15 protein-coding genes are annotated in these 21,320 nt (G+C 71.1%); 12 read left to right on the top strand and 3 right to left on the bottom strand.

Translation table 11 applies throughout. From position 1 onward, the window contains the following. The first annotated feature begins 195 nt into the window (after positions 1-195). The 7 genes from ACQPWW_RS03245 to ACQPWW_RS03215 are packed head-to-tail and all read left to right on the top strand — an operon-like array spanning position 196 to position 10,759. A complete protein-coding gene (locus ACQPWW_RS03245; RefSeq protein ID WP_433128978.1) occupies positions 196-3,861 on the top strand; it encodes an amino acid adenylation domain-containing protein in 3,666 nt (1,221 codons plus the stop codon). Further along, positions 3,858-4,811 carry a fatty acid desaturase family protein gene (locus ACQPWW_RS03240; protein WP_433128976.1) on the top strand — a complete coding sequence of 318 codons (954 nt, stop codon included), beginning with the start codon at positions 3,858-3,860 and terminating at the stop codon, positions 4,809-4,811. Before ACQPWW_RS03245 ends, ACQPWW_RS03240 begins: the two co-directional genes overlap by 4 nt. After that, positions 4,811-5,443, top strand: a complete 633-nt coding sequence (locus ACQPWW_RS03235) for an N-acyl amino acid synthase FeeM domain-containing protein (protein ID WP_433128974.1) — start codon at positions 4,811-4,813, stop codon at positions 5,441-5,443. Before ACQPWW_RS03240 ends, ACQPWW_RS03235 begins: the two co-directional genes overlap by 1 nt. Before the next feature lie 25 nt (positions 5,444-5,468). Continuing rightward, entirely contained in the window at positions 5,469-8,603 is a 3,135-nt protein-coding gene (locus ACQPWW_RS03230) for an aminotransferase class III-fold pyridoxal phosphate-dependent enzyme (protein WP_433128972.1), read from the top strand. Continuing rightward, positions 8,600-9,607, top strand: coding sequence for an amidohydrolase family protein (locus tag ACQPWW_RS03225; RefSeq protein WP_433128970.1), 1,008 nt, complete (start codon positions 8,600-8,602; stop codon positions 9,605-9,607). Before ACQPWW_RS03230 ends, ACQPWW_RS03225 begins: the two co-directional genes overlap by 4 nt. Continuing rightward, positions 9,540-9,791, top strand: a complete 252-nt coding sequence (locus tag ACQPWW_RS03220) for a hypothetical protein (RefSeq protein ID WP_355027173.1) — start codon at positions 9,540-9,542, stop codon at positions 9,789-9,791. Before ACQPWW_RS03225 ends, ACQPWW_RS03220 begins: the two co-directional genes overlap by 68 nt. Continuing rightward, the gene (locus ACQPWW_RS03215; RefSeq protein ID WP_433128968.1) at positions 9,788-10,759 is read left to right on the top strand and encodes an amidohydrolase family protein; all 972 of its coding nucleotides are present in this window, start codon (positions 9,788-9,790) and stop codon (positions 10,757-10,759) included. The genes ACQPWW_RS03220 and ACQPWW_RS03215 overlap by 4 nt, the downstream gene beginning before the upstream one ends. Positions 10,760-10,848: 89 nt before the next feature. On the opposite strand, the gene ACQPWW_RS03210 is transcribed toward ACQPWW_RS03215, so the two are convergent. Then, positions 10,849-11,730: a phenylalanine 4-monooxygenase gene (locus ACQPWW_RS03210; RefSeq protein ID WP_433128966.1), complete on the bottom strand. Its 882-nt coding sequence runs from the start codon at positions 11,728-11,730 to the stop codon at positions 10,849-10,851. Between the two features lie 347 nt (positions 11,731-12,077). Here ACQPWW_RS03210 and ACQPWW_RS03205 point away from each other — a divergent pair, with 347 nt between their 5' ends. Next, the gene (locus ACQPWW_RS03205) at positions 12,078-13,346 is read left to right on the top strand and encodes a cytochrome P450 (protein ID WP_433128964.1); all 1,269 of its coding nucleotides are present in this window, start codon (positions 12,078-12,080) and stop codon (positions 13,344-13,346) included. Here the strand turns inward: ACQPWW_RS03205 and ACQPWW_RS03200 are convergent. Further along, a complete protein-coding gene (locus tag ACQPWW_RS03200) occupies positions 13,318-14,337 on the bottom strand; it encodes a methyltransferase (RefSeq protein ID WP_433128962.1) in 1,020 nt (339 codons plus the stop codon). The two genes, ACQPWW_RS03205 and ACQPWW_RS03200, sit on opposite strands and share 29 nt — an antisense overlap. A 101-nt stretch (positions 14,338-14,438) precedes the next feature. Here ACQPWW_RS03200 and ACQPWW_RS03195 point away from each other — a divergent pair, with 101 nt between their 5' ends. From ACQPWW_RS03195 to ACQPWW_RS03180, 4 genes are read left to right on the top strand one after another with little or no spacing between them, the layout of a single operon-like run. Then, positions 14,439-17,594: a non-ribosomal peptide synthetase gene (locus tag ACQPWW_RS03195; protein ID WP_433128960.1), complete on the top strand. Its 3,156-nt coding sequence runs from the start codon at positions 14,439-14,441 to the stop codon at positions 17,592-17,594. After that, positions 17,591-18,412 carry an alpha/beta fold hydrolase gene (locus ACQPWW_RS03190; protein ID WP_433128958.1) on the top strand — a complete coding sequence of 274 codons (822 nt, stop codon included), beginning with the start codon at positions 17,591-17,593 and terminating at the stop codon, positions 18,410-18,412. Before ACQPWW_RS03195 ends, ACQPWW_RS03190 begins: the two co-directional genes overlap by 4 nt. 29 nt (positions 18,413-18,441) lie before the next feature. Then, complete coding sequence (locus tag ACQPWW_RS03185; RefSeq protein WP_433128956.1) at positions 18,442-19,644, top strand: MFS transporter; 1,203 nt, start codon at positions 18,442-18,444, stop codon at positions 19,642-19,644. Positions 19,645-19,686: 42 nt separating this feature from the next. Then, on the top strand, positions 19,687-20,931 hold the full coding sequence (locus ACQPWW_RS03180; RefSeq protein WP_433128954.1) for a PP2C family protein-serine/threonine phosphatase: 1,245 nt from the start codon (positions 19,687-19,689) through the stop codon (positions 20,929-20,931). Positions 20,932-20,940: 9 nt separating this feature from the next. Here ACQPWW_RS03180 and ACQPWW_RS03175 read toward each other — a convergent pair whose 3' ends face one another. After that, entirely contained in the window at positions 20,941-21,291 is a 351-nt protein-coding gene (locus ACQPWW_RS03175; protein ID WP_433128952.1) for an STAS domain-containing protein, read from the bottom strand. Positions 21,292-21,320 lie beyond the last annotated feature (29 nt).

Below are 21,320 nucleotides of genomic sequence, written 5' to 3'. Positions count from 1 at the left end.
CGGCGTCCGTGGAACTAGGCGACAAGTTATTACCTCGCACAATCGCCGTTAGCACAATCTGCACTTCTGAATAGTGGACCACTTAGCTGTTTTCCAGCCGCGCAAGTAAATGTGGGTCGACCACACCTTTCGGCCCGTGCTAATTGGTTGGACAGTCGGTCGGAGGGAGCGGCGTGCAACGGGGAGGACTTAACCGTGTCTACGAACGAACCGGAGCATTGGCCGCTGCTGCCCGCGCAGTCGGGGGTGTGGCTGGCCGACGCCCTCGGCTCCGGCGGCGCGTCGAGCAGCATCAGCGACCGCATCGATCTCTTCGGCGCTCTGGACCGTAGTGCCATGGCCGCCGCGCATCGGCAGGTCGAGCGGGAGGCGGAGGCGCTGCGTCTGCGTTTCCGGGCCACCGCGGACGGGCCGGTGCAGTACGTGGATGCGGCGGCGAGCACACCGTTGCGGTTCGTGGACGTCAGCGGCGAGGCCGATCCGGAGCGCGCCGCGGCGGACTGGATGGAGGCGGACACCGCCGCTCCGGTCGACACCCTCGGGCCCTCGCTGTGCACCGCCGCGCTGCTCCGGCTCGGGCCACGGCACCACGTGCTCTACCGCCGGGTCCACCACCTGGTGGTCGACGGCTGGAGTATGGCCGCGCTGCACCGCCGTACCGCCGAGCTCTACGGCGCCTTCGTCTCGGCGCCGGCCACCGAGCCGGCCGAGGTTGGCCGACCGTTCCCGCCCTACCGGGTCCTCGTCGACGCCGACGTCGCCTATCGCGCCAGCCCCCGGCACGCGCAGGATCGGCTCTTCTGGGGCGAGCGCCTGCGTGACCTGCCGGAGCCGGTCCGGCTCGCCGGACGCCGGTACGCGCCCTCCGGCGCCGTCCTGCGGCAGCGGGCCGTCATCCCCACCGACCTCCTGGCCCGGTTGCGGGCGGCCGCGGACCGCTTCGGTGTCGGCTGGTCCGACCTGGCCGTCGGCCTGGTGACCGCGTACGTGGCGCGGATGACCGGTGCGGACGACCTGGTGGTCGGAATGCCGGTGACCGCCCGGATCAGCCGCGCCGAGCGAGCCACCCCCGGCATGACGACGAACGGGATGCCGCTACGGCTGCGGCTGCCCTCGCGGGTAACGCTCGGTGAATTTCTGGCCTCGGTTGCCCTGGAATTGCGTGAAGCGCTGTCGCACAGCCGTTATCCCACTCCCAGCATGATTGCTGACCAGGGCCTCACCGGCACGGGACGCGCCCTGTGGGGCCCGATTGTCAACGTGATGGGCTCGGACGCGGTGTTGGATTTCGCCGGCCAGAGATCCGAGCTCAGAACGATATCCAAGCCTGACATCGAGGATTTTTCCGCGATTTTCTTCCACCTGCCGGGCGGCGATGTCGAACTGATTATCGATGTCGACGCGGGCGGCTATTCGACAACCGAGCTCCAGGCCCACCTGCGGCGGCTGCTCTTCTTCCTCGAGGGTGCCGCGACCGCCGACCCGGCGACCGCGGTGGTCGACGTCCCGCTGGTGGACGAGTCGGAGTCGCGCCGCCTGCGAGACCTCGGCGCCGGCCCGAGTCACCAGATCCCGGACATCGGCGTGCACCAGATGGTTGAGGAGTGGGCGGACCGCACGCCGGATGCCCCGGCTCTGCACTACGCGGACACCGTCGTGGCGTACCGGGCCCTTGACGAACGCGCGAACCGGTTGGCGCGTCTCCTTGTCGCCCGCGGCATCGGACCGGGGCGGACCGTCGGCATCGCGCTGCCCCGTTGCCCGGACCTCATCGTGTCGGTGTTGGCGGTCCTGAAGACGGGCGCGGCCTTCCTCTCCCTGGACACCACCTATCCCGCCGCGCGGATCGCGTTCATGGTCGCCGATGCCGAGGTGGGCGTCATCCTGGTGCACGAGGAAACTGCCGACGTGGCGGGAGAGACCGTCGAGCGCCTGGTACTGGACGCGCCGGAGACCGGCGCGGCGTGGGCCGCGCAGCCGTCGACGCGGCTCACCGACGCCGACCGGCTCGCCCCGTTCTCGCCCCGGTCGCCCGCGTACCTGATCTACACCTCCGGTTCCACAGGCACGCCGAAGGCGGTCCTGGTGGCGCACCGGGGCGTGGTGAACGTGACAAACGCGATGGTCGACCGGCTCGGGCCGGGGCCGGGCCGGCGGACGCTGCAGTTCGCCTCACCGAGTTTCGACGCCTTCGTCGGGGAGATGACCCAGTCGATCTTCCTGGGCGGGACGCTGGTGGGTGCCTCGCAGGACCGGCTCGCCCCGGGTCCCGACCTGTCGAAGCTGCTGCACGAGCACCGGGTGAACGATGTCGTGCTCGTGCCGTCGGTCCTCGCCCAGCTCACCCCGGCGGACCTGCCACCCGGCACGACGGTCTCCATCGTCGGGGAGGCGGCGGCGCCCACCGTCATCGAGCGCTTCGCCCCGGCCTGCCGGCTCATCAACGGCTACGGCCCGACCGAGGGCACCATCTCGACCGCGATGAGTCCCCCGCTGTCACCGGCCGACGCCACCGCTCCGCCGATCGGCACGCCCCTGCGCAACCTGCGCGTCCACGTGCTCGACGACCAACTCCGCCCGGTCCCGGTCGGCGCGGTGGGAGAGCTGTACATCGGCGGCGCGGGCGTCGCGCTGGGCTACCTGAACAGGCCCGAGCTGACCGAGCAACGTTTCCTGCCCGACCCCTTCGCCGGACCCGACGCGCGGATGTACCGCAGTGGGGATCTGGTGCGGTGGAACGCCGACGACCAACTCCTGTTCGTCGGCCGGGACGACGGACAGGCGAAGGTCAACGGATTCCGGATCGAGCTGGGCGAGGTGGAGGCGGCGCTGGTCCGGCTGCCCGGTGTGGCGCGGGCGGCCGCCACTGTCCACGAGGACCCGACCGGCGAACGGCGGTTGCTCGGCTACGTCGTGCCGGTCCCCGGCGCCCGGGTCGACCCGCGTGACCTACGCCGGACGCTGAGCGCGGCTCTCCCGTCCCACCTCGTGCCGCAGCTGCTGGGCGTGCTCGACGAACTGCCGTTGACCCGCAGCGGAAAGCTGGACCGCCGGGCTCTGCCCGACCTGCGCGGCTCCACCGAGCCGGCCAGTCGGCTGCCGCGCGGGCCGGTGCAGGAGGCGGTCGCCGCCGCCTTCCGCGAGGTTCTCCAGATCCCCACTGTCGCCCTCCGGGACAGCTTCTTCGAGTTGGGTGGTCACTCGCTGTCGGCGACGCGGCTCGTCGGCCGGCTCCGCAACCGGTTCGGGGTACGCCTCGACGTCCGGGAACTGTTCCGGAACCTGACGGTCGAGGCGGTGGCCGAGAGGATCGCCGCCGTGGTCGGTGCGGACTGGGGCCGGGATCCACTGGTGCCGCTGCGGCCCGCCGGCGGCCGGGAGCCCCTGTTCTGCGTCGCGGCGCCCGGTGCGGACCCGTGGATCCACCTGCGCCTGGCCCCACATCTGCCGGATCGACCGCTGTACGGCCTGTCCACGCCGCTTCCGGTGACCGACGACGAGATCACGGCGCACGTCCAACGCATCCGCGCGACCGGGTTGCCCGGTCCGTACCACCTCGTCGGCGTGGGCGAAGCGGCCGATCTCGCCCGCCGGCTCGCCGCCGCGCTGTCGGCCGATGGCACACCAGCGGGAACTCTGGTGCTGGTACGGCCGGTGGGGCTCGGCGCGCCCGCGTACCGCGGCGAGACCGTCGTCGTCACCGGGCAGGATCTCGGCCCCGACTCGGCGGAGCCGTTCGATCCGGAGCCACTGGCCCGCCTCGGGGCGACCCTGCAAGCCGTTTCGAACCGCCTGACCGCGACCGCCGCCGACCTTCCACACCAGGAGACCGGCCAGCGGCAGAAAGTGACGAGCACATGAAAATGATCGACGACCGACAGCCACTGGGCAGCGCCGAGCCGGTCACCCCGGCGGACGTCCGGGGTGAGTTCCGGCATCTGCGTACCAGGATCAGTGACCGCACCTTCGCCGCGAAGCTGGCTCTCTGGGCCGCGCTGACCGGCGCCGGCGCGGCGCTTGCCGCGCAGCCGGCGCTCTGGATCCGCGCCGCCGGGATACTGCTGCTCGGATGCATGTTCGCGCACGCGGCCGAGTTGCAGCACCAGACGCTGCACAGTCTCGGGTTCCGGAACCGGCGTGCCAACACGATCGCCGGCATCGTTCTCGGCATCCCCATGCTGATCTCGTTCGCCGCCTACCGGGCGACGCACATGCGTCACCACCGTGACCTGGGGACACCCGAGAACCGGGAGTTCTTCGACTACGGCGACCAGTACGGCGCGGACGGCGGCGGTTCCCGGTGGCGTACCGCGCTGACCTGGACCATCCGGTTCACGATGCTGCACTTCTACGTGCAGTTCCTGGCCTGCGCCGCCCGGGCGGTGCTGCACCGGGACTACGAGGGTGAGTCGAAGACCACGTCCCGGCGCATCCGACGCGACCACTACCTCATCCTCGCCGCCCTGCTGGCGTTCACGCTGCTCTCCGTCGTGCTGCGCGAGCCGGTCGTGCTGTGGGTGTGGCTCCTTCCGCTGCTTGTGGTCGCCGGCCCGGTGCACGCGCTCATCGAGCTGCCGGAGCACTTCCGCTGCGAAACCCTCAGCCAGGACGCGTTCGCCAACACCCGCACCATCCGGTCGAACCGCCTGATGACGTGGTTCACGAACGGAAACAACTTCCACGTCGAGCACCACCTCATGCCCAACCTGCCGATCGAACGGCTGCCGGACCTGCACGACGAGGTGCGACCGCGGCTCAAGCACTTCCACACCGGTTACGTGGACTTCTTCCGAAAGGTGGTGCGGGGTTGATGGCGGACGTGACGTGCTTCCGGGTGGCGCGGTCGGCGGAGGACTGGAGCGCGGTGAGACGGCTGCGCGAGGCGGTGTACGTGCACGAGCAGTCACGGCTCGCCGACGTCGCCGACACTGCCGACACGTTCGACCGCTTCGACGGGTACGCCAGCTACATCCTCGCCGAGGACGGAGCGGAGGCGGTGGGCACCATCAAGGTGGTGCCCGACGCGGAGATCGGCCTGCCCTGTGACGACGTCGTGGACCTCAGCGCCCTGCGTGGGCCCGGGAACCGGCTTGTGGAGTTCGGCCACCTGATGACGCTGCCGCGGATCCGGCAGCGGTCGATCGGCATGGCTCTCATGCGGGAGGCGCTGGTCCACAGCGTCACGCGGTACCGCGCCACCCACGTGCTCGGGGACTTCTTCGTCGACGACACCGGCGGGCTGCGGCCGTTCTACCTGGACATCGGCTTCGTGGCGTTGTCCCCGCCGTACGCGGACGAGCGGTTCCACCACGCGCCGCTGAGCATCGTGGGGGTTCTCGACGTCGAGGATGCCGCCCGCCGCTGCCACACCGAGCAGGGCCGGACCAACCGCCTTCTGCAGTACTTCTTCGCCGACTACGACGCGTACGCGGCCGCGGCCTGACAACGGCGAGGGAGACGGGGGCATCGTGCGATCACAACGACAGCGGCTGGCCGAGTCCAAGGCGGCGCACAACCATCCCACCTACGCCACTATGTCGTTCGTCATGGGCTGTGGAGTCCAGGGCGAGGGGTCGGACAGCTTCGTCGCCGACGAGGACGGCGCCCAACTGCTGGCCCTGTTCGACCAGTACGGCAACCAGTCGTTCGGGTACTCGCACCCGCGGCTGATCGGCGCGATCGAGGAGCAGCTGAGCAGCCGCCGCCTCAACAGCACGAAGATCATGTTCGAGGAGGCGCAGATCCGGCTGACCGCCCGCCTGGCCGAGGTCACCGGCGGTCGACTGCCGTACGCGTACCTCGCCAATGGCGGCGGCGAGAGCATCGACAACGCGTTGAAGCTGGCTCGGGCGGCGACCCGACGGCCGGGCTTCGTCACCGCCGTCGACTGCTTCCACGGCAAGACGTTCGCCACGCTCAGCGCGTCCGGCCGCCCGGAGCACGCAGCGCTGTTCCGGCCGTTCATGGACGGCTTCCAGCAGGTGCCGTTCGGTGACCTGGACGCCCTCGACCGCGCGGTCGGCACCGACACGGCTGCGGTGTTGCTGGAGCCGGTGCAGGCGGAGGCCGGGGTGGTGCTGCCACCCGAGGGATACCTCGCCGAGGTGCGGCGGCTCTGCGACGAGCGCGGAGCGCTGCTGATCCTCGACGAGATGCAGACCGCGTTCGGCAGGTGCGGCGCCCTGTTCGCGCACCAACTCTTCGACGTGACTCCTGACCTGGTCTGCATCGGCAAGGCGTTCGGTGGCGGCATCGTGCCGATCTCCGCGGTGATGGGCACCGCGCGGGTCTGGGAGTCGCTGCGCGACCAACCGTCCACGTTCGGTTCCAGCCTCGGCGGCAACCCGCTGGCCTCCCGGGTGGGCCTGGAGGTGCTGGAGATCGCCACCGCGGACGGCTTCGTCGAGTCGGTGGTCGCCAAGGGGGCACTGATCACCGAGCGGCTGGCCGCGATGGTGGCCCGCCATCCGCGGCTGCTCAGCGCGCACCGCGGCGTCGGGATGATGCACGGCCTGGAGTTCCACGACGAGTCGCTGGGCGGGATGGTTCTCGGGGCACTCCTGAGCCGCCGGGTCACCTCGACGTACTCGCTCTACAACAACCGGGTCCTGCGGGTGCAGCCGCCCATGGTGATCTCCACCGACGACCTGGTCGCGGGCCTGGCGGTGCTCGACGAGGTGCTGGACACCCTGGACGGCCCCGGCGGTCCGGTGCCGGTCCGGCTACCCCCGCTGACGCGGACGGTGTCCGTGGCGCTGAGCCCCGACGAGGTGGCTGAGCTGCTGCACGAGCGGCCACACCTGCTGGACCCGTTCGCCGCCGACCCGGCGGCCACCGGGTCGGCCGTCGAGCCCGACTTCGCCGGGACGCTCGGCGGCCGGTCGGCGCGCTGGACCGACCGCGTCGAGCGGACCCCGGACGGGGTCGTGCTCCGCGCCGATCCCGACTGGCTCTGGAACTCCCTCGAGCGCTCGGTCCGCTGGCGGCCCGACGAGGCGGGCGGCAGCACGCTCACCATCCGGCTCGACTGGGACGCCGGCACCGGCCCGTACGAGCCGATGCTGGGCGGCCACCTCGGCCGGCTCGCACACGACCGCCTGGACACCCTGCTCACCCAGCTGCGCCAGCCCGCCCGGCGCCACTCACGCGAAGGGACGATCGTGAAGCTGTCCAGTCTGATCGAGCACTACCGCGACAACGCCGACTCGGTGGTCGTCGAGATCGACGCCGCCGGCGACCGCCGGGAGATCAGCCACGCCGAGCTGGCGAATCGAGCCGAGCGTCGGGCCGCGGAGTTACGCGCCGCCGGGGTCCGACCGGGTGACGTGGTGGGGCTGCGCGCGCCCAACAGCATCGACTGGTTGACCTGGGACCTCGGCGCGCTGCTCGTCGGCGCCGTGCTCCAGGCCTTCCCGGACGACTTCCCCATCGACGACGTGCCGGCGTTCACCGAGCAGCACGGTCTCGCGCTGCTGGTCCTCGGCGAGGAGACCCACCCGGGGGCTCCCGGGCGTCCGGCCCCGCACGTCGACCCGGACCTGCACAGCCTTGTCTACTCCTCGGGCACCAGCGGGCTGCTGAAGGGCCTGCGGATCAGCGGCAAGGGCACCGAGTACGTCATCCAGCGGTTCATCGACAGCTTCGACGTCACCTCCCGGGACCGGCACCTGATCTTCCTGCCGCTTGCCAACTACCAGCAGCGGCTGTCGGTCTACTGCTGCCTGTGGACCGGCGCGGACCTGGTGCTCGCGCCGTACCAGCGGGTCTTCGCCGCGTTGCGGGCCGAGAACCCCACCTTCCTGATCGGGCCGCCGATCTTCTACGACGCCGTGCTGCAACTCGCCGCCACCTCGGGCGCCGGAATGCCACTCGGCGAGTTCCTCGGTGGGCGGTTGCGGTTCGCCATCACCGGCATGGCGCCCATCAGCCGCAAGACGATGGATGCCTACTGGTCCCAGGACGTGCCGCTGCTCGAGGCGTACGGGATGACCGAGAGCGGCATGATCGGCTGGAACACCCTGGCGGAGAACCGTCCGGGCACGGTCGGCAAGCTCATCGACCCGGACGCGGTGACAGTGCTGGCGGACGGCGAACTTCTGATCCACCGGCCGGCGCCGCTGAGCATCGGCTACTTCGGGCTGGACCAGCAGGTGGCGGAGGAGACGTTCCGGTCCGACGGCACCATCGTCACAGGTGACTACGGGCGTCTCGACGAGGACGGCTACCTCACCCTGCTGGGTCGCAAGAAGGACGTCATCGCGCTGGCCAGCGGGCGCAAGGTCCATCCCGGCGAGGTGGAGTCGCACTTCGCGGGGGTGCCCGGCCTCGCGGACCTGATCGTCGTGCCCACCCCGAACTCGCACGGTCTCGCCGCCATCGGCACCCCCACCGACGACGGCGACGGCCAGCGCGCCGCGATCGTCGAGGGGATCGCCAAGGTCAACGAGCAGTTGGACGGCCAGTACCGCCTCACCGCTGTGTTGTTCAGCGCGAAACCGCTGCGCAGCGATCCGGCGTTCCTGACCGCGAACCTCAAGCTGAGCCGGACGGCCGCTGCCGCCCACTACGCCGAGCGGCGGGACTCGGCCGTCCCCATCGCATGATCGTCGACGCGCACGTCACGCTGGCCAGCGACCGGGCCACCCCACGGGACTTCCTCGCGGCGCAGGCGGCCAACGTCGCGGCCCGGCTCGCCGCCTACGGTGTCGAGGACCGCGCCGAGGCCGTCCTGGAGCAGTTGCTCGCCGGCTACCAGGACCATGACGGTGACCGGCTGGTCGCCGAACTCGACGAGGCCGGGATCGACAAGGCGGTGCTTGTCGCCGCCGACTACTCGTGGGCGAGCCCGCACGCTGTCGCCCCGGCGGAGTTGGCCCTGCTGCACCACCGGGTCTGCGCCCGCCACCCGGGCCGGTTCCGGGTGCTGTGGGGCGTCGATCCCCGGGCCGGCACGGAGGGCGTGGAGCTGTTCGAGCGGTACGTGACGGAGTACGGGTTCGCCGGCATGAAGCTCTATCCGCTCACCGGCTACTCGCCGAGCGACCGCCGGCTGTATCCCTACTTCGAGGTGTGCGCGGCACTGGGACTTCCGGTGCTCACGCACACCGGACCGGGTTGGGGTCCGCTCGACTTCACGCTCGGGCGACCGCTGCTTGTGGACGACGCCGCCCGCGACTTCCCGACAGTGGACTTCGTCCTCGGTCACGGCGGGGTGACCCACGTCGACGAGGCGTCGTACCTGTGCGCCCACCGGCCGAACATCCACCTGGACATCAGCCAGTTCCCGTCGATGCTCAGCGCCGACGGTTGGGTGGCGCACCTCAACCGGCTGTTCCGCAGGGGAATCAACCACAAGATCCTCTTCGGGACGTGCTGGCCCTCGTTCCGCATGTCCGGATCGCTCTCCGCGGTGCTTGCGGAGTTCACCGGGGACGCGCTCTTCACCGGCGTCAAGCGCCGGGACCGTCAATTGATCATGAGTGGCAACGCCCTTCGCCTGTACGGCGAGGCGTCGGCCGCCGTCGCCTCGGGAGGCACCGATGGAAGTCGACACCACGACCCTGCACCAGGAGCTGATCGAGTGGATCGAGAATTGGAACGACGGTGAGACGACGGCAGCGGTGACCGCCGACACCCCACTGCTCACCACCGGGCTCCTGGACTCGATGGGAATGGTGGCCTACCTGTCGTTCCTGGAGGACCGCACCGGCCGCAAGTTCAACCTCATGACGTTCAATGCCGGCCGCGCCGCGACCATCCGTCAGACGGTCGAGCACTGCCTGAAGCCATGATCTACGACGGTCACTGCCACGTGGCCTCGACGGACTTCATCCCGGACGCGTTCCTCGGCGACGTCGCCTACGGCATGCACCGGCGGTTGGACCTGATGGCGGCCGGTCCCCCGCTGGACCGACTGCACGAGAGCTACCGGGCCCAGCACCGGGACCACGACGCGGACCGGCTGGTCGCGGAGATGGACGCCGCCGGAGTCGCCCGGTCGGTGCTGATGGTGCCCGACTTCGGGTACGTCATGCCGGGTCAGCCGGACCTCGCCGCGATGGCCCGGCGGCACCACGAGATCAGGCTGCGCCACCCCGACCGGTTCTGGGTGTACCTGGGCGCCGACCCGCGCCGGGGTGAGGCGGGCGCGCACGCCTTCGCCGATCTCGTGGACCGCTTCGGGCTCGACGGGATGAAGCTCTACCCGCCGTGCGGCTACTCGCCCTCGGACCTGTCGCTCTACCCCTACTACGAGGTGTGCCGGAGTCGCCGCCTGCCGGTCTTCGTCCACACCGGACCGACAGCGCAGTCGCTGACGTTCACCACGAGCGAGGCCATCCTGGTGGACCGCGCCGCCCGGGACTTCCCGGACGTGCCCTTCGTGCTCGGCCATGGCGGGGTCACCGACGTCGAGGTCAGCTCGTACCTGGCGGCACACCGGCCCAACATCTACGTCGACACCGGCGGCTTCGCGGGCTCCCCGGTGCTGGGCGGCTGGGTCGCGCACCTGAACCGGCTGTTCCGGCTCGGCATCAACCACAAGATCATTTTTGGTACGGACTGGCCCCTCAACCAGCTCACCGGCGGCCTGCGGGGACTCGTCGGCGAGATCCGCGACGGCGGCGAGGTGTTCGCCGGTGTCTCCCCGCGCGACCAGGACCTCATCCTGCGGGAGAACCTGCTGCGGGTGCTGTCGCCGGCGAGCGCCGCCGCCGCCGCGCCGGCCGCCGACCGCCCCCGCTCGGGAGCGACGGCATGAGCAGGCCGCCCGGCGACCCGGCCGACGCCCGGCCCGGCCGGCCGGACCGGTGCCGCACACCGGCCGGCCGCCGGGGCCGCGCACGCCGCTCAGGAACCGGTGAGCACCGGCTCGCCGGCCTCGATGGAGGACAGGAACTCGTCGTAGAACGCCTCCAGCTGGTCGAACGACTCGGCGCAGAAGAGCACCGGCTGGAAGTTCTGCACCGTGTAGCTCTGCTCGACCATCGCCCTGACGTCCAGCGGGCGCACCTCCGCGGCGCTGCGGAACTGCTCCAGCTCGCCGACCGACGACAGCAGGCTCGCGCCGTACACCTTGGGCTCACCGTCGGAGAGCACCAGCCCGTACTCCAGGGTGAACCAGAAGACCTGCGAGAGGACCTCGAGCGCCTTCTTGCTGCCCGCGCGGCTCGCGGCCCGGCCGACTCGGCGGTAGAGCGCCGCCAGGCGGTCGTTGGCCAGGGCGTTCCCGTGCCCGATCACCTCGTGCATCATGTCCGGCTCGGGCGAGAAGTACGGCATCGAGCAGTGCCTGATGTACTGCGTGGCCTGGAACCGGCTCTCGTTCAGGGAGCCGTAGAAGTCGCGGAGGCCGACGATGCCGGCCGCCGGCGTGAAGTGGAACCCGGTAAGGGTGCGCAGCCGGCCGGAGACCTCGCGCAGTTGCGGCAGCCGGTCCGTCGGGATGTCGAGGCGTCGCGATCCGTCGAGGAACTCCGGCGCGGCGTACCGGCGGTGCTTCTCCTGAAGGTCGGCGACGACCTGTCGCCAGAGGTCGACCTCCTCGGCGGTGTACTCGACCTCGGGCACCGGATCGCCGAGCTGGTACGTCAGCGCCAGCTCCGCGATCCGTGCGCGGTGGCGCTGGTAGTCGGCATCCTCGAAGCCGGGATGTTCGCGGGCGAATATCACCGAGACTGTCCCGTTCTCCTGCCGGATCACCGGTGAGTAGACGGTGGCTTCTTCGAACATGGTGGCTTCCCTCTCCCACTTGTCGATCGTGCGTCGTTGCGGTGGCGACCACGCGCGCTGCGCCCGTTGCTGTCAGACACCACGGCGTATCGGCCGAGTTGAATGCGCGGTACGTCCGAAAAGCGGTCGTCAGCGCGCTGGAAATATCGGCGTGACGATGCCGGACGTCGGGCGACGCTGCGGGTGCCGGTGGTCTCCCGGACTGCTAGGTGGCCGGATGAATCAATTGTAGGGGGCCTCTGCGAAATTGCCAGAGTTTCAAAAGAACAGGACCGAGGAAAGACCGTTTCCGATGCCTTTCGGCATCGGTGATAATTGCGTGACCCAAATGCAGGAATTATCGGAGGATGGTTGTGACCGATCGCACTCCACTATTCGTCGCCGGTGGGTCCGACGTGGACCTGGCGGACCCACAGTTCTTCACCGGAGACCGTTTTCTGGACGTCGCCGGCGAGGCCCGCCGCCGGCACCCGGTCGCCTGGACCAACCCGGGCCGCGACGGTTTCTGGTCGGTCACCGCGTACCGCCCGGCCCGGGACGTGTTGCGGCAGCCGGAGACCTTTACCTCGACCAGGGGTATGCGCCTCGGTAGCGGCGGCGCCTCGGTGGCGGCCGCGAGCGGCCGGATGCTCGTCGTCTCGGACGGGGCCGACCACCAGCGGTTGCGTCCCGCGCACGCCCGATGGTTCTCCAGTCGAGGGCTCGCGGACCTGGCGTCGGGCCTGCGCGACACCGTCGAGCACCGGCTGCGTGACCTGGTCGGTCGCGGCGGACCGGTGGACGTCGTCGCGGAGCTGGCGCTGCCCGTGCCGTCCTGGGTGTTGTTCACCATGATGGGCGTGCCCCGGGAGGACTGGGACGAACTGGCCGGCCTTACCGCTGCCGGGTTCGACGACGCCGACACCGCACCGGCCGCGGCGGCGGAGCGGACCGCCGCGCACTCGGCGATCTTCGCCTACTTCTTCGACCTCTTGGAGCAGCGTCGCGCCGATCCGGGGGACGACATCGTCTCCACCCTGGCGACCTCCAACTACGGCGGCCGACCACTGACCGACGAGGAGATCGTGCTCAACTGCGACGGCCTGCTCAACGGTGGACTGGAGACGACCCCGCACGCGATCTCCGGCGCGATCCTGGCCTTCGCGCGCCACCCCGAGCAGTGGCGTCGGCTGCGCGCCGACCCCGGACTGCTGGACACCGCGGTCGAGGAGATCCTGCGTTACACCTCCCCACCGGGGCACGCGATGCGCACCGCGACCAGGCCCGCCACCCTCGGTGCCGCGACCATCGCCGAGGGCGACCGCGTCGTCGTCTGGCTGCCCTCCTGCAACCGGGACGAGGACGTGTTCCCGGAGCCGGACCGGTTCCTCGTCGACCGACGACCCAACAAGCACCTGGGATTCGGCGGCGGGCCGCACTACTGCGTGGGCGCGGCCCTGGCCCGGCTGGAGCTGCGCTGCGTGCTGGAGAGCATGCTCGGCACCGTCGCGGATATCCACGAGACGGCCCAGCCGGCCCGGCAGGCCTCCAACTTCCTGAACGGACTGCGACGACTGGACGTGGTCCTCGACCCGGCGGTCTCCACCGTCACGCGGGCCGGCGGGCCGCGTCGATGACGTGCATCCCGGGCGGTCCGGGCACCGTCTCCCGAAGCTGCCAGCCGCCGCGGTCCAGCAGGATCCGGTACTGCTCGGCGGTGCGCTCCCGGGCACCCTCGTACAGCAGCATCATCGCGATGTCGGCCCACGCCTGGGCGGCCGTGGCCGAACCGTCCTCGGGCAGCACGTCCTCGAAGATGACAAGACGCGCGTCGGCCGGAGCGTTCGTCGCCGCGGCGGCCAGGATGCGCACCACCGCCTCGTCGTCCCAGTCGTGCAGCACCCTCGACAACACGTACACGTCGCCGGCCGGCGCCGGGCCGAACAGATCCCCCGCCCGCACCTCACAACGGTCCGCCAGGCCCCGCTCGGCGACGGCGGCACGGGACCGGTCGAGCACCTGCGGCTGGTCCACAAGCAACCCCCGCAGCTGTGGGGACGTGTTCAGCACCGCCGCCAGCAGGGCGCCCGTACCGCCGCCCAAGTCCACCACCACCCCCTCCGCGGGCCAGTCGACGAGGTCGACGCAGGGCAGCGACAGCAGCCGCGCCTGTTCGGCCATGGCCTGGCTGAAGACGGCCTGCCGCTGCGGGCGCGCGGCGAGGAAGGACCAGAAATCCTCGCCCAGCGCCACCGGCGCGGCCGCCCGGCCGGTACGCAGGGCGTCAGCCGTCCGGTGCGCCACATCGGACACGCCCAGCGTCGCGAAGGTCGCCGCCAGCGACAGCGGATGGTCGGAGCGCAGCAGCACACCGCGTCCGGTCAGGGTCACCGCGTCGGCCGCGGGATCGAAGTCGACAAGCTGGTGCCCGGCCAGCAACCGCAGCACCCGCCGCAACGCGTCGGTGTCGGCGCCCACCGCCGCCGCGACCTCGGTCACCGGCCGGGGCTCCTCACCGAGCTGGTCCGGTACGCCCAGCCGGGTCACCGCGCACAGGCAGTGGAAGACCAGCCCGCTCTGGTACACGTCGAACAAGGCCGCGATCTCCGCGATTGGTTCCCGCACCATTCCCCCGCCTCCCCGATCACGATGCTCCGATGCCGTGGGTCGGCAAGCACCCGGGCACCGCGCAATATCGACAGCACTCAAAATACCGATGGAGGACCGCCATGACGACGCCATCCAGTGAGGTTCGGCTGCCGCTGTCCCACGCGCAGCGCCAGCTGTGGCTCATCGACCAGCTCAGCCCGGGTGAGTCCACCTACAACAGCCCGCTGATCTACCGGCTGCGTGGCGCGCTCGACGTCGGGGCGCTGCGCGCCGCGTTGACAGTGTTGCTGCGTCGGCACGACGGCCTGCGCACCCGGTTCGCCGTCAGCGACGGCGTGCCGTACCAGGTGCTTGGTCCGCCACCGGAGGCCGTTGAGCTGGACATCGTCGACCTGCCCGCGTCCGGCGACCGCGACGAGGCGATCACCGACGCGCTGCACGCGGAGGTCACCGCGCCCTTCGACCTGCACGTCGGCCCGCTGTACCGGTTCCGGTTGATCCGGGTCGACGAGTCCGACCACATCCTGGTGCTCGCGTTCCACCACGTGGTCACCGACGGCTGGTCGACCGGAATCGTCCAGCGGGACCTCTCCACCGCCTACCGGGCCCTCGTCGCGGGCGAGGCGCCGCACCTGCCGGTCCCGCGATCCGACTTCGCCGGCTACCTGCGGGAGCAGGCCGAGCGGCTGACCGACGACGCGCTGGAGGAGGGGCTCCAGCACTGGGAGGAGGCGCTGCGCGGGCTGCCCACCCTGGAGCTGCCCGCCGACCGCCCGCGACCGCCGGTGCCCAGCCAGCGGGGCGGCACAGTGGTACGCCACTTCGACGACACGCTGCTGAGCGCGCTGCGCACGGTGGCCGGTGAGGTCAACGCCTCGCTGTTCATGGTGCTCAACACCGGACTGGCCGCGGTGCTGCACGCGCACTCCCGGCAGGACGACATCCCGCTCGGCGTACCCATGCTCGGTCGTGCCGACCCCGACCTGGAGGACACCGTCGGCCTGTTCGTGAACATGGTGGTGCTGCGGCTGGACCTCAGCGGTGACCTCACCCTCGGTGGGCTGCTGGAGCGGGTCGTCGACGCCAGCTTCGGGCTGTACGGCCACGAGGACGTCCCGTTCGAGAAGGTCGTGGAGCGGGTGCGCCCGGTGCGTGACGGCTCGCGTAACCCGCTCTTCCAGGTCGTCACCCAACTGCTCGGCGACGGCACCACCGGAGACGGCCTCGACCTGCCCGGCATCGCCGCCACGCGGCTCGTGCCCCCCTCCGGCCGTGCCCCGTTCGACCTCTCGCTGGACTTCACGCTGAGCGGCGACCGCCTGTCGTTGCACGTCGACTACGCGACCGACCTGTTCGACCGCTGGCGCATCGAAGCCCTGGCCGACCAGATCGAACGGGTCCTGCGGGTCCTGCCCGACGAGTTGTCCACGCCGCTGTCCTGCCTGCCGCTGCTGTCGGAGGCGGAGCAGCAGGAGTTGCTCCAGCTGGGCGACGGCGGTCCCGCCACCGTTCCGCGGCAACCGCTGCACGCGGGCATCGCGGCAGCCGCCGCGGCCGCCCCGGACGCCGTGGCGGCGATCTGCCGCGGTCGGGAGTTGACCTACGGCGAGCTGTGGGCGCAGGCCGAACGGCTGGCCCGGCGGCTGCGCGCCCAGGGCGTACGCCATCAGGACGTGGTGGCGCTCGTCCTGGACCGCGACCTCGACGTCCTGCCCGCCATGCTCGGGGTGCTGCGTGCCGGCGGCGCCATCGCCCCGATCGACCCGGGCGATCCGGTGGAACGGATGTCGTACCTCATCAACGACGCCGACGCCCGCGTCGTGGTCAGCCGCCGTGCGCTCGCCGACCGGTTGCCCGAACCCGACGGGTGGCGCGTCCTGCTGCTCGACGAGCCGCCCGCCGCCGAGCCGGAGGACACCGCGCTGCCGGACCAGGCCGGCCCCGAGTCCCTGGCCTACCTGCTCTACACCTCGGGCTCCACCGGCCGCCCGAAGGGCGTCCAGGTCGAGCACGGCGCGATCGGGCTGTACGCCGAGCACTACCAGCGGTTGCTCGGCCTGGGTCCGGGCGAACGGGTCCTGCAGTTCGCGGCGCTCACCTTCGACGTGTCCTGGGGGGAGATCTTCGCCAGCCTGCTCGCCGGGGCCACGCTCGTGCTGGTGGCGCCCGAGGAGGGCGCGTCGCCCACCGAGGTGGCAGCGCTGGTACGCCGCGAGGAGGTCACCTGCGCCGCGCTGACACCGACAATGCTGAGCCTGCTGGAGACCGACCCGTACCCGACGCTGACTCGGGTCGTGAGCCTCGGCGAGGCCCTGTCGGCGGAGTTGGCGAACGCCTGGATCCGACCGGGGCGCACCCTGTTCAACCTCTACGGCCCGACCGAGGTCGCCGTGGGCTGCACCGATCACGACTGCGGGTCGGGCACGTGGCGGACGCCGCCCCCGATCGGCCGGCCGCACCCGGGCCGCCGGCTGTACGTGGTGAACCCGGCCGGCCGCCTCGTGCCGCGCGGCGCGCCCGGGGAGTTGCTCATCGGCGGCGCGGGCCTGGCCCGTGGATACCTCAACCAACCGGAGCTCACTGCCGACCGGTTCCAGACCGACCCGCTGCGTCCCGACGGCCGGATCTACCGCAGTGGCGACCTCGTCCGGTGGAACGCCGACGGGGAGCTGGAGTACCTCGGTCGGATCGACAAGCAGGTGAAGCTGCGCGGCATCCGCGTCGAGCCCGGCGAGATCGAGTCGGCCCTGCTGGCCCACCCGGGGATTCGGGTGGCCGTGGTGGCCGTACGCCCGGACCGCGACGGCGGTCAGCGCCTGGTCGGCTACCTCGTCCCCGAGGGGCGGGAGCGCCCGACCCCGAGCCAACTGCGGGAGTTCCTCGGGGGCACCCTGCCGCAGCCGCTGATCCCCTCGGCGTGGGTGTTCCGCGACGAGCTGCCGATGACGTCCTCGGCGAAGGTGGACCGGGCTGCCCTGCCCGACCCGGACGCCGACGATCAGGTCGCGGACACTGTCACTCCCCCGGCCACCGCTACCGAGGCGGCACTCGCCGGGATCTTCGCCGACGTGCTCGGCCGGGCCGACGTGGGGGCCGACGCGAACCTGTTCGAACTCGGCGGCTCGTCGCTCCAGGCGATGCGTGTCATCACCCGGATCACCCGCGAGTTCGGCGTCAAGTTGAACCTGCGGCAGCTCTACGGAACATCGACAGTCCGGGCCATCGCCGAACGCATCGACGGGGGCGCGGCGACGACGGGCGGGGGCCCCTCGTGACGGACAGCTTCGACCCGGTGCTGCCCCTGCGCCAGGGCGGCTCCCGGGCGCCGCTCTTCTGCGCACCGCCGATCTCCGGGTCGCCGCACGGCTACCGGACGCTGGTGCCGCTGCTGCATCCCGAGCAGCCCGTCTACGCCCTGGAGGCGCCGGGCTTCGACAACGAGGAGAGCCCGCTCGACTCGGTGCCGGCGCACTCGCAGCGTTATCTGGCCGCGCTGCACCGGCACCGCGGGGGCCGCCCGGTGGCGCTGCTGGGCTGGTCGATGGGGGCTGTCGTGGCGTACGACCTGGCCTGTCGCCTGGTCGCTGCCGGGGCCGTCGTCCCGCGCCTGATCCTCGTCGACCCGCCGACGCCCGGCCCGCTCACCGTCCCGGCCCGGGGGATCGCGGCGCGTCTGCTGGTGCAGGACCTCGTCGCGCTCGGCGGCGGTCCGCGCGAGCCGGTCCAGGCCGCCCTGGCGCAGGTCCCCGAGGACGCGGACGTCGACGACGTCTTCGCTGCGGTAATCCGCGGTGGCGTACTGCCACCGGAGTGTGACGCCGAGTTCCTGCACGCCCGGTACGGCCCCTTCGACGCCCACCTGCGCGCCCTCGGCTCCTACCGGCCGACCGGCCGCTATCCCGGGCCGGTGACGCTCATCCGGGCGACGGAGTCGTCGGCGGACGCCGACCGGTGGCGCGCGATCGTCGAGAGCCTCGACGACTGCACGATAAAGGGAGATCACTATACGATCTGGCATGGTTTGGCATTGGCGGCAATGGGTGCGCTGATCCAGCGAGGACTCGACGACTGTCAACAGGTGAACCGCACGTGAATCAGAAATTCGAGAGGAGCTCTCACCGTATGCGGTCCACGCTCTGGAGCCGGGTCACAGTCCTGGCGGCACTGGCCCTGTCGGCTTTCGTCTTCAACACCACGGAAAACCTGCCCATTGGTCTGCTGAGCCTCATCTCGACGGATCTGGACGTGTCACTGCCGTCGGCGGGCTTCCTCGTCACCGGCTACGGCCTCACCGTCGCGCTGTTCTCCCTGCCCCTGGCATATCTGACCCGGCGGATGCCGCGCCGGCACGTCCTCAGCGGGCTGCTCGTCGTCCTGGTGCTGAGCACACTCGCCTCGGTGCTCGTCAAGTCGTACCCGATTCTGTTCGGGACCCGCGTGACGACGGCGATCGCGCAGGCGCTGTTCTGGGCGGTCCTCGGCCCCACGGCGGTGGGACTCTTCTCCCCGGAGCGCCGTGGCCGCGTCATCGCTGTGATGTCGGTCTTCGGGTCGCTGGCCACGGTGCTTGGCGTTCCCGCCGGCACCTGGCTCGGCCAGCACAGCCGCTGGCAGGTGCCGTTCTTCGTGCTCAGCGCGCTGGCCCTGGTGGCCCTGGTCGTCGTCGCGACACTGCTGCCGACCAGCCGGCCCGAGGAGAGCCACGGCGCGTTCGGCTCCCACCCGGACGGACGTCGATTCGGCATCGTCATCGCCACCACCGCGCTGTCCGTGACCGGTATGTTCGCCGGCTTCACCTACATCACGGACTTCCTCACCAACCTGTCCGGATTCAGCGCGAACACCGTCGGCACGATGCTGTTCGTCTTCGGGGCGGCGGGCACCGCGGGTGTGGTGGCGGTGGGACCACTGCTGGACCGGATGCCCCGGGGATCACTGCTCCTGACCGTCGGGGTGCAGGCGCTCGCCCTGCTCAGTCTGGGCATCTTCGCCGAAAACCAGGTAGCGGTCGTGGTCCTGCTGGCCGTGCTGGGCTGCTCCGCGGCGCCGGTCTTCATGGCCACGCAGGCACGGATCCTTCGGGTGGCGCCCGGACGCACCGAGATCGGGTTCGCGGCCAACTCGGCCGCGTTCAACATCGGCGTGGCGCTCGGCGCCCTCTTCGGTGGCCTGCTGCTGGGGCCGTTCGACGCGCGGGCCGGGTTCCTGCTGGGTGGCGCGCTGACCGCCATCTCGTTGCTGATCCTGCTCGCGGAGGCGCTACTGCCCTCCGAGGAGCGGCAGCCGGGCGACGAGAAGGTGGCCGCAACGGTGGGGGCCGACTGAGTAAAAGATGTCGGCACTCCGGTGGTTGCCTATGCTCGATCGGTGGACGACAACGAGGAGGCCATGCTGACCGGGATGCTTCAGGCGGCCGAGGAAGCCGCGCCGGTCGAGGCGGTGCAGGCCGTCACCGGCGAGATCAGCAAGGCGTTGCACGCCCTCGGCGTCTCGCTGCTCATCGCCGATCTCAGTGGCCGAGCCCTGGTCCGGCTGACGCACCAGACAGATGCCGGCCACCCCGGCCGGCGGCAGGGCGCGGAGGCGGCCGAGGTTCTGCCCTTCGACGGCGGGCCCTACGAGCAGACGCTGCGCCAGCAGACCGTGCGGATTCTTCCCGGTGGTGATGGGTGCCGGGTGCTCGCACCCGTCACCGAGCGCGGCGAGGCCATCGGCCTGCTGGAGATCGACCTGCCGGACGAGCCGGACCTGGCGATGCTCGGGCGGATCGGCCGCACCGCGCACGCGCTGGCGTTCGTGGTCATCGCCAACCGCCGGCACACCGACCTGTTCGAGTGGGGGCAACGCAGCACCCCGTTCACGCTCTCCGCCGAGATCCAACGCCGTCTGCTGCCGGCCTCGTTCACCTGCGAGGCCGGCACGTTCGCGCTCTCCGGCTGGCTGGAGCCCGCCGCCAGCGTCGGCGGGGACACGTTCGACTACAGCGTCGCCCGCGACGTGCTGCACGTCAGCGTCACCGACGCGATGGGCCACGGCGTGGCCAGCGCGCTGACCGCCACCCTCGGCGTGGGTAGCCTGCGCAACACCCGTCGCCGCGGCGACAGCCTGATCACCCAGGCCGAGGCAGCCAACCGAGCCGTCGCCGAGCACGCCAACGTGCGCGGCGCCTACGTGACCGCCGTGCTGGGCCGCATCGACCTGGCCACCGGGCGGTGCGAGTTGCTCAACGCCGGGCACGTTCCGCCGATGCTGGTCCGGGACGGCCGGGCCGTGCCGCTGGAACTGCCCGCCAACTTCCCGCTCGGCATGTTCCCCGACGAGGGCTACCGCAGCGGTGCGGTGTCCCTGCTGCCCGGTGACCGGCTGGTCATGGTCACCGACGGGATGCGCGAACGCAACGCCGCCGACCTGGACCTGCCCACCGCCCTGCTCGGCATCTCCCACCTGCATCCACGCGAGGCCGTCCGGGCGCTCTCCGACGCGGTGCTGGCAATCGCCGGGCCGGTCCTGGCCGACGACGCCACCCTGCTCATCATCGACTGGTACGGGGGCCGGGGCTCGCGGTCGAGCACCGCCGGCGCGGACACCGCCCGCGCCAGCGCCTTCCCCTAGCGGGGACGGTCACGACACCGCCCGCGCCGCCATCTCGGCGTCGTCCACCGTGTCGAAGAGGTCGATGACCCGGTCCACCGAGGTGATCGAGAACACCGTGCGGACCGAGCGGTCGACCCCGGCCAGGGCGAGTGAGCCGCCCCGCTCCCGCAGGTCCTTGTAGGCGACCACGAGCGCGCCCAGGCCACTGGAGTCCATGAATCCGACACCGGTCAGGTCGACCACCACCGTCTGGACGCCGTTCTCCACCAACTGGCGCAGCTGGTCCCGCAACTCGGGCGTGGTGCTCATGTCCAGGTCGCCGGCGACCTCCACCACGGTGCCGATCCGCCCCTGCCGCGTCGACAGCGTGAAGTCCACACAACCTCCTCGATACGGCAGTCACCGAC

Source organism: Micromonospora sp. CA-240977, from assembly GCF_050942285.1.
GTDB lineage: Bacteria > Actinomycetota > Actinomycetes > Mycobacteriales > Micromonosporaceae > Micromonospora.
This window is presented reverse-complemented; position numbering and strand designations above follow the sequence as displayed.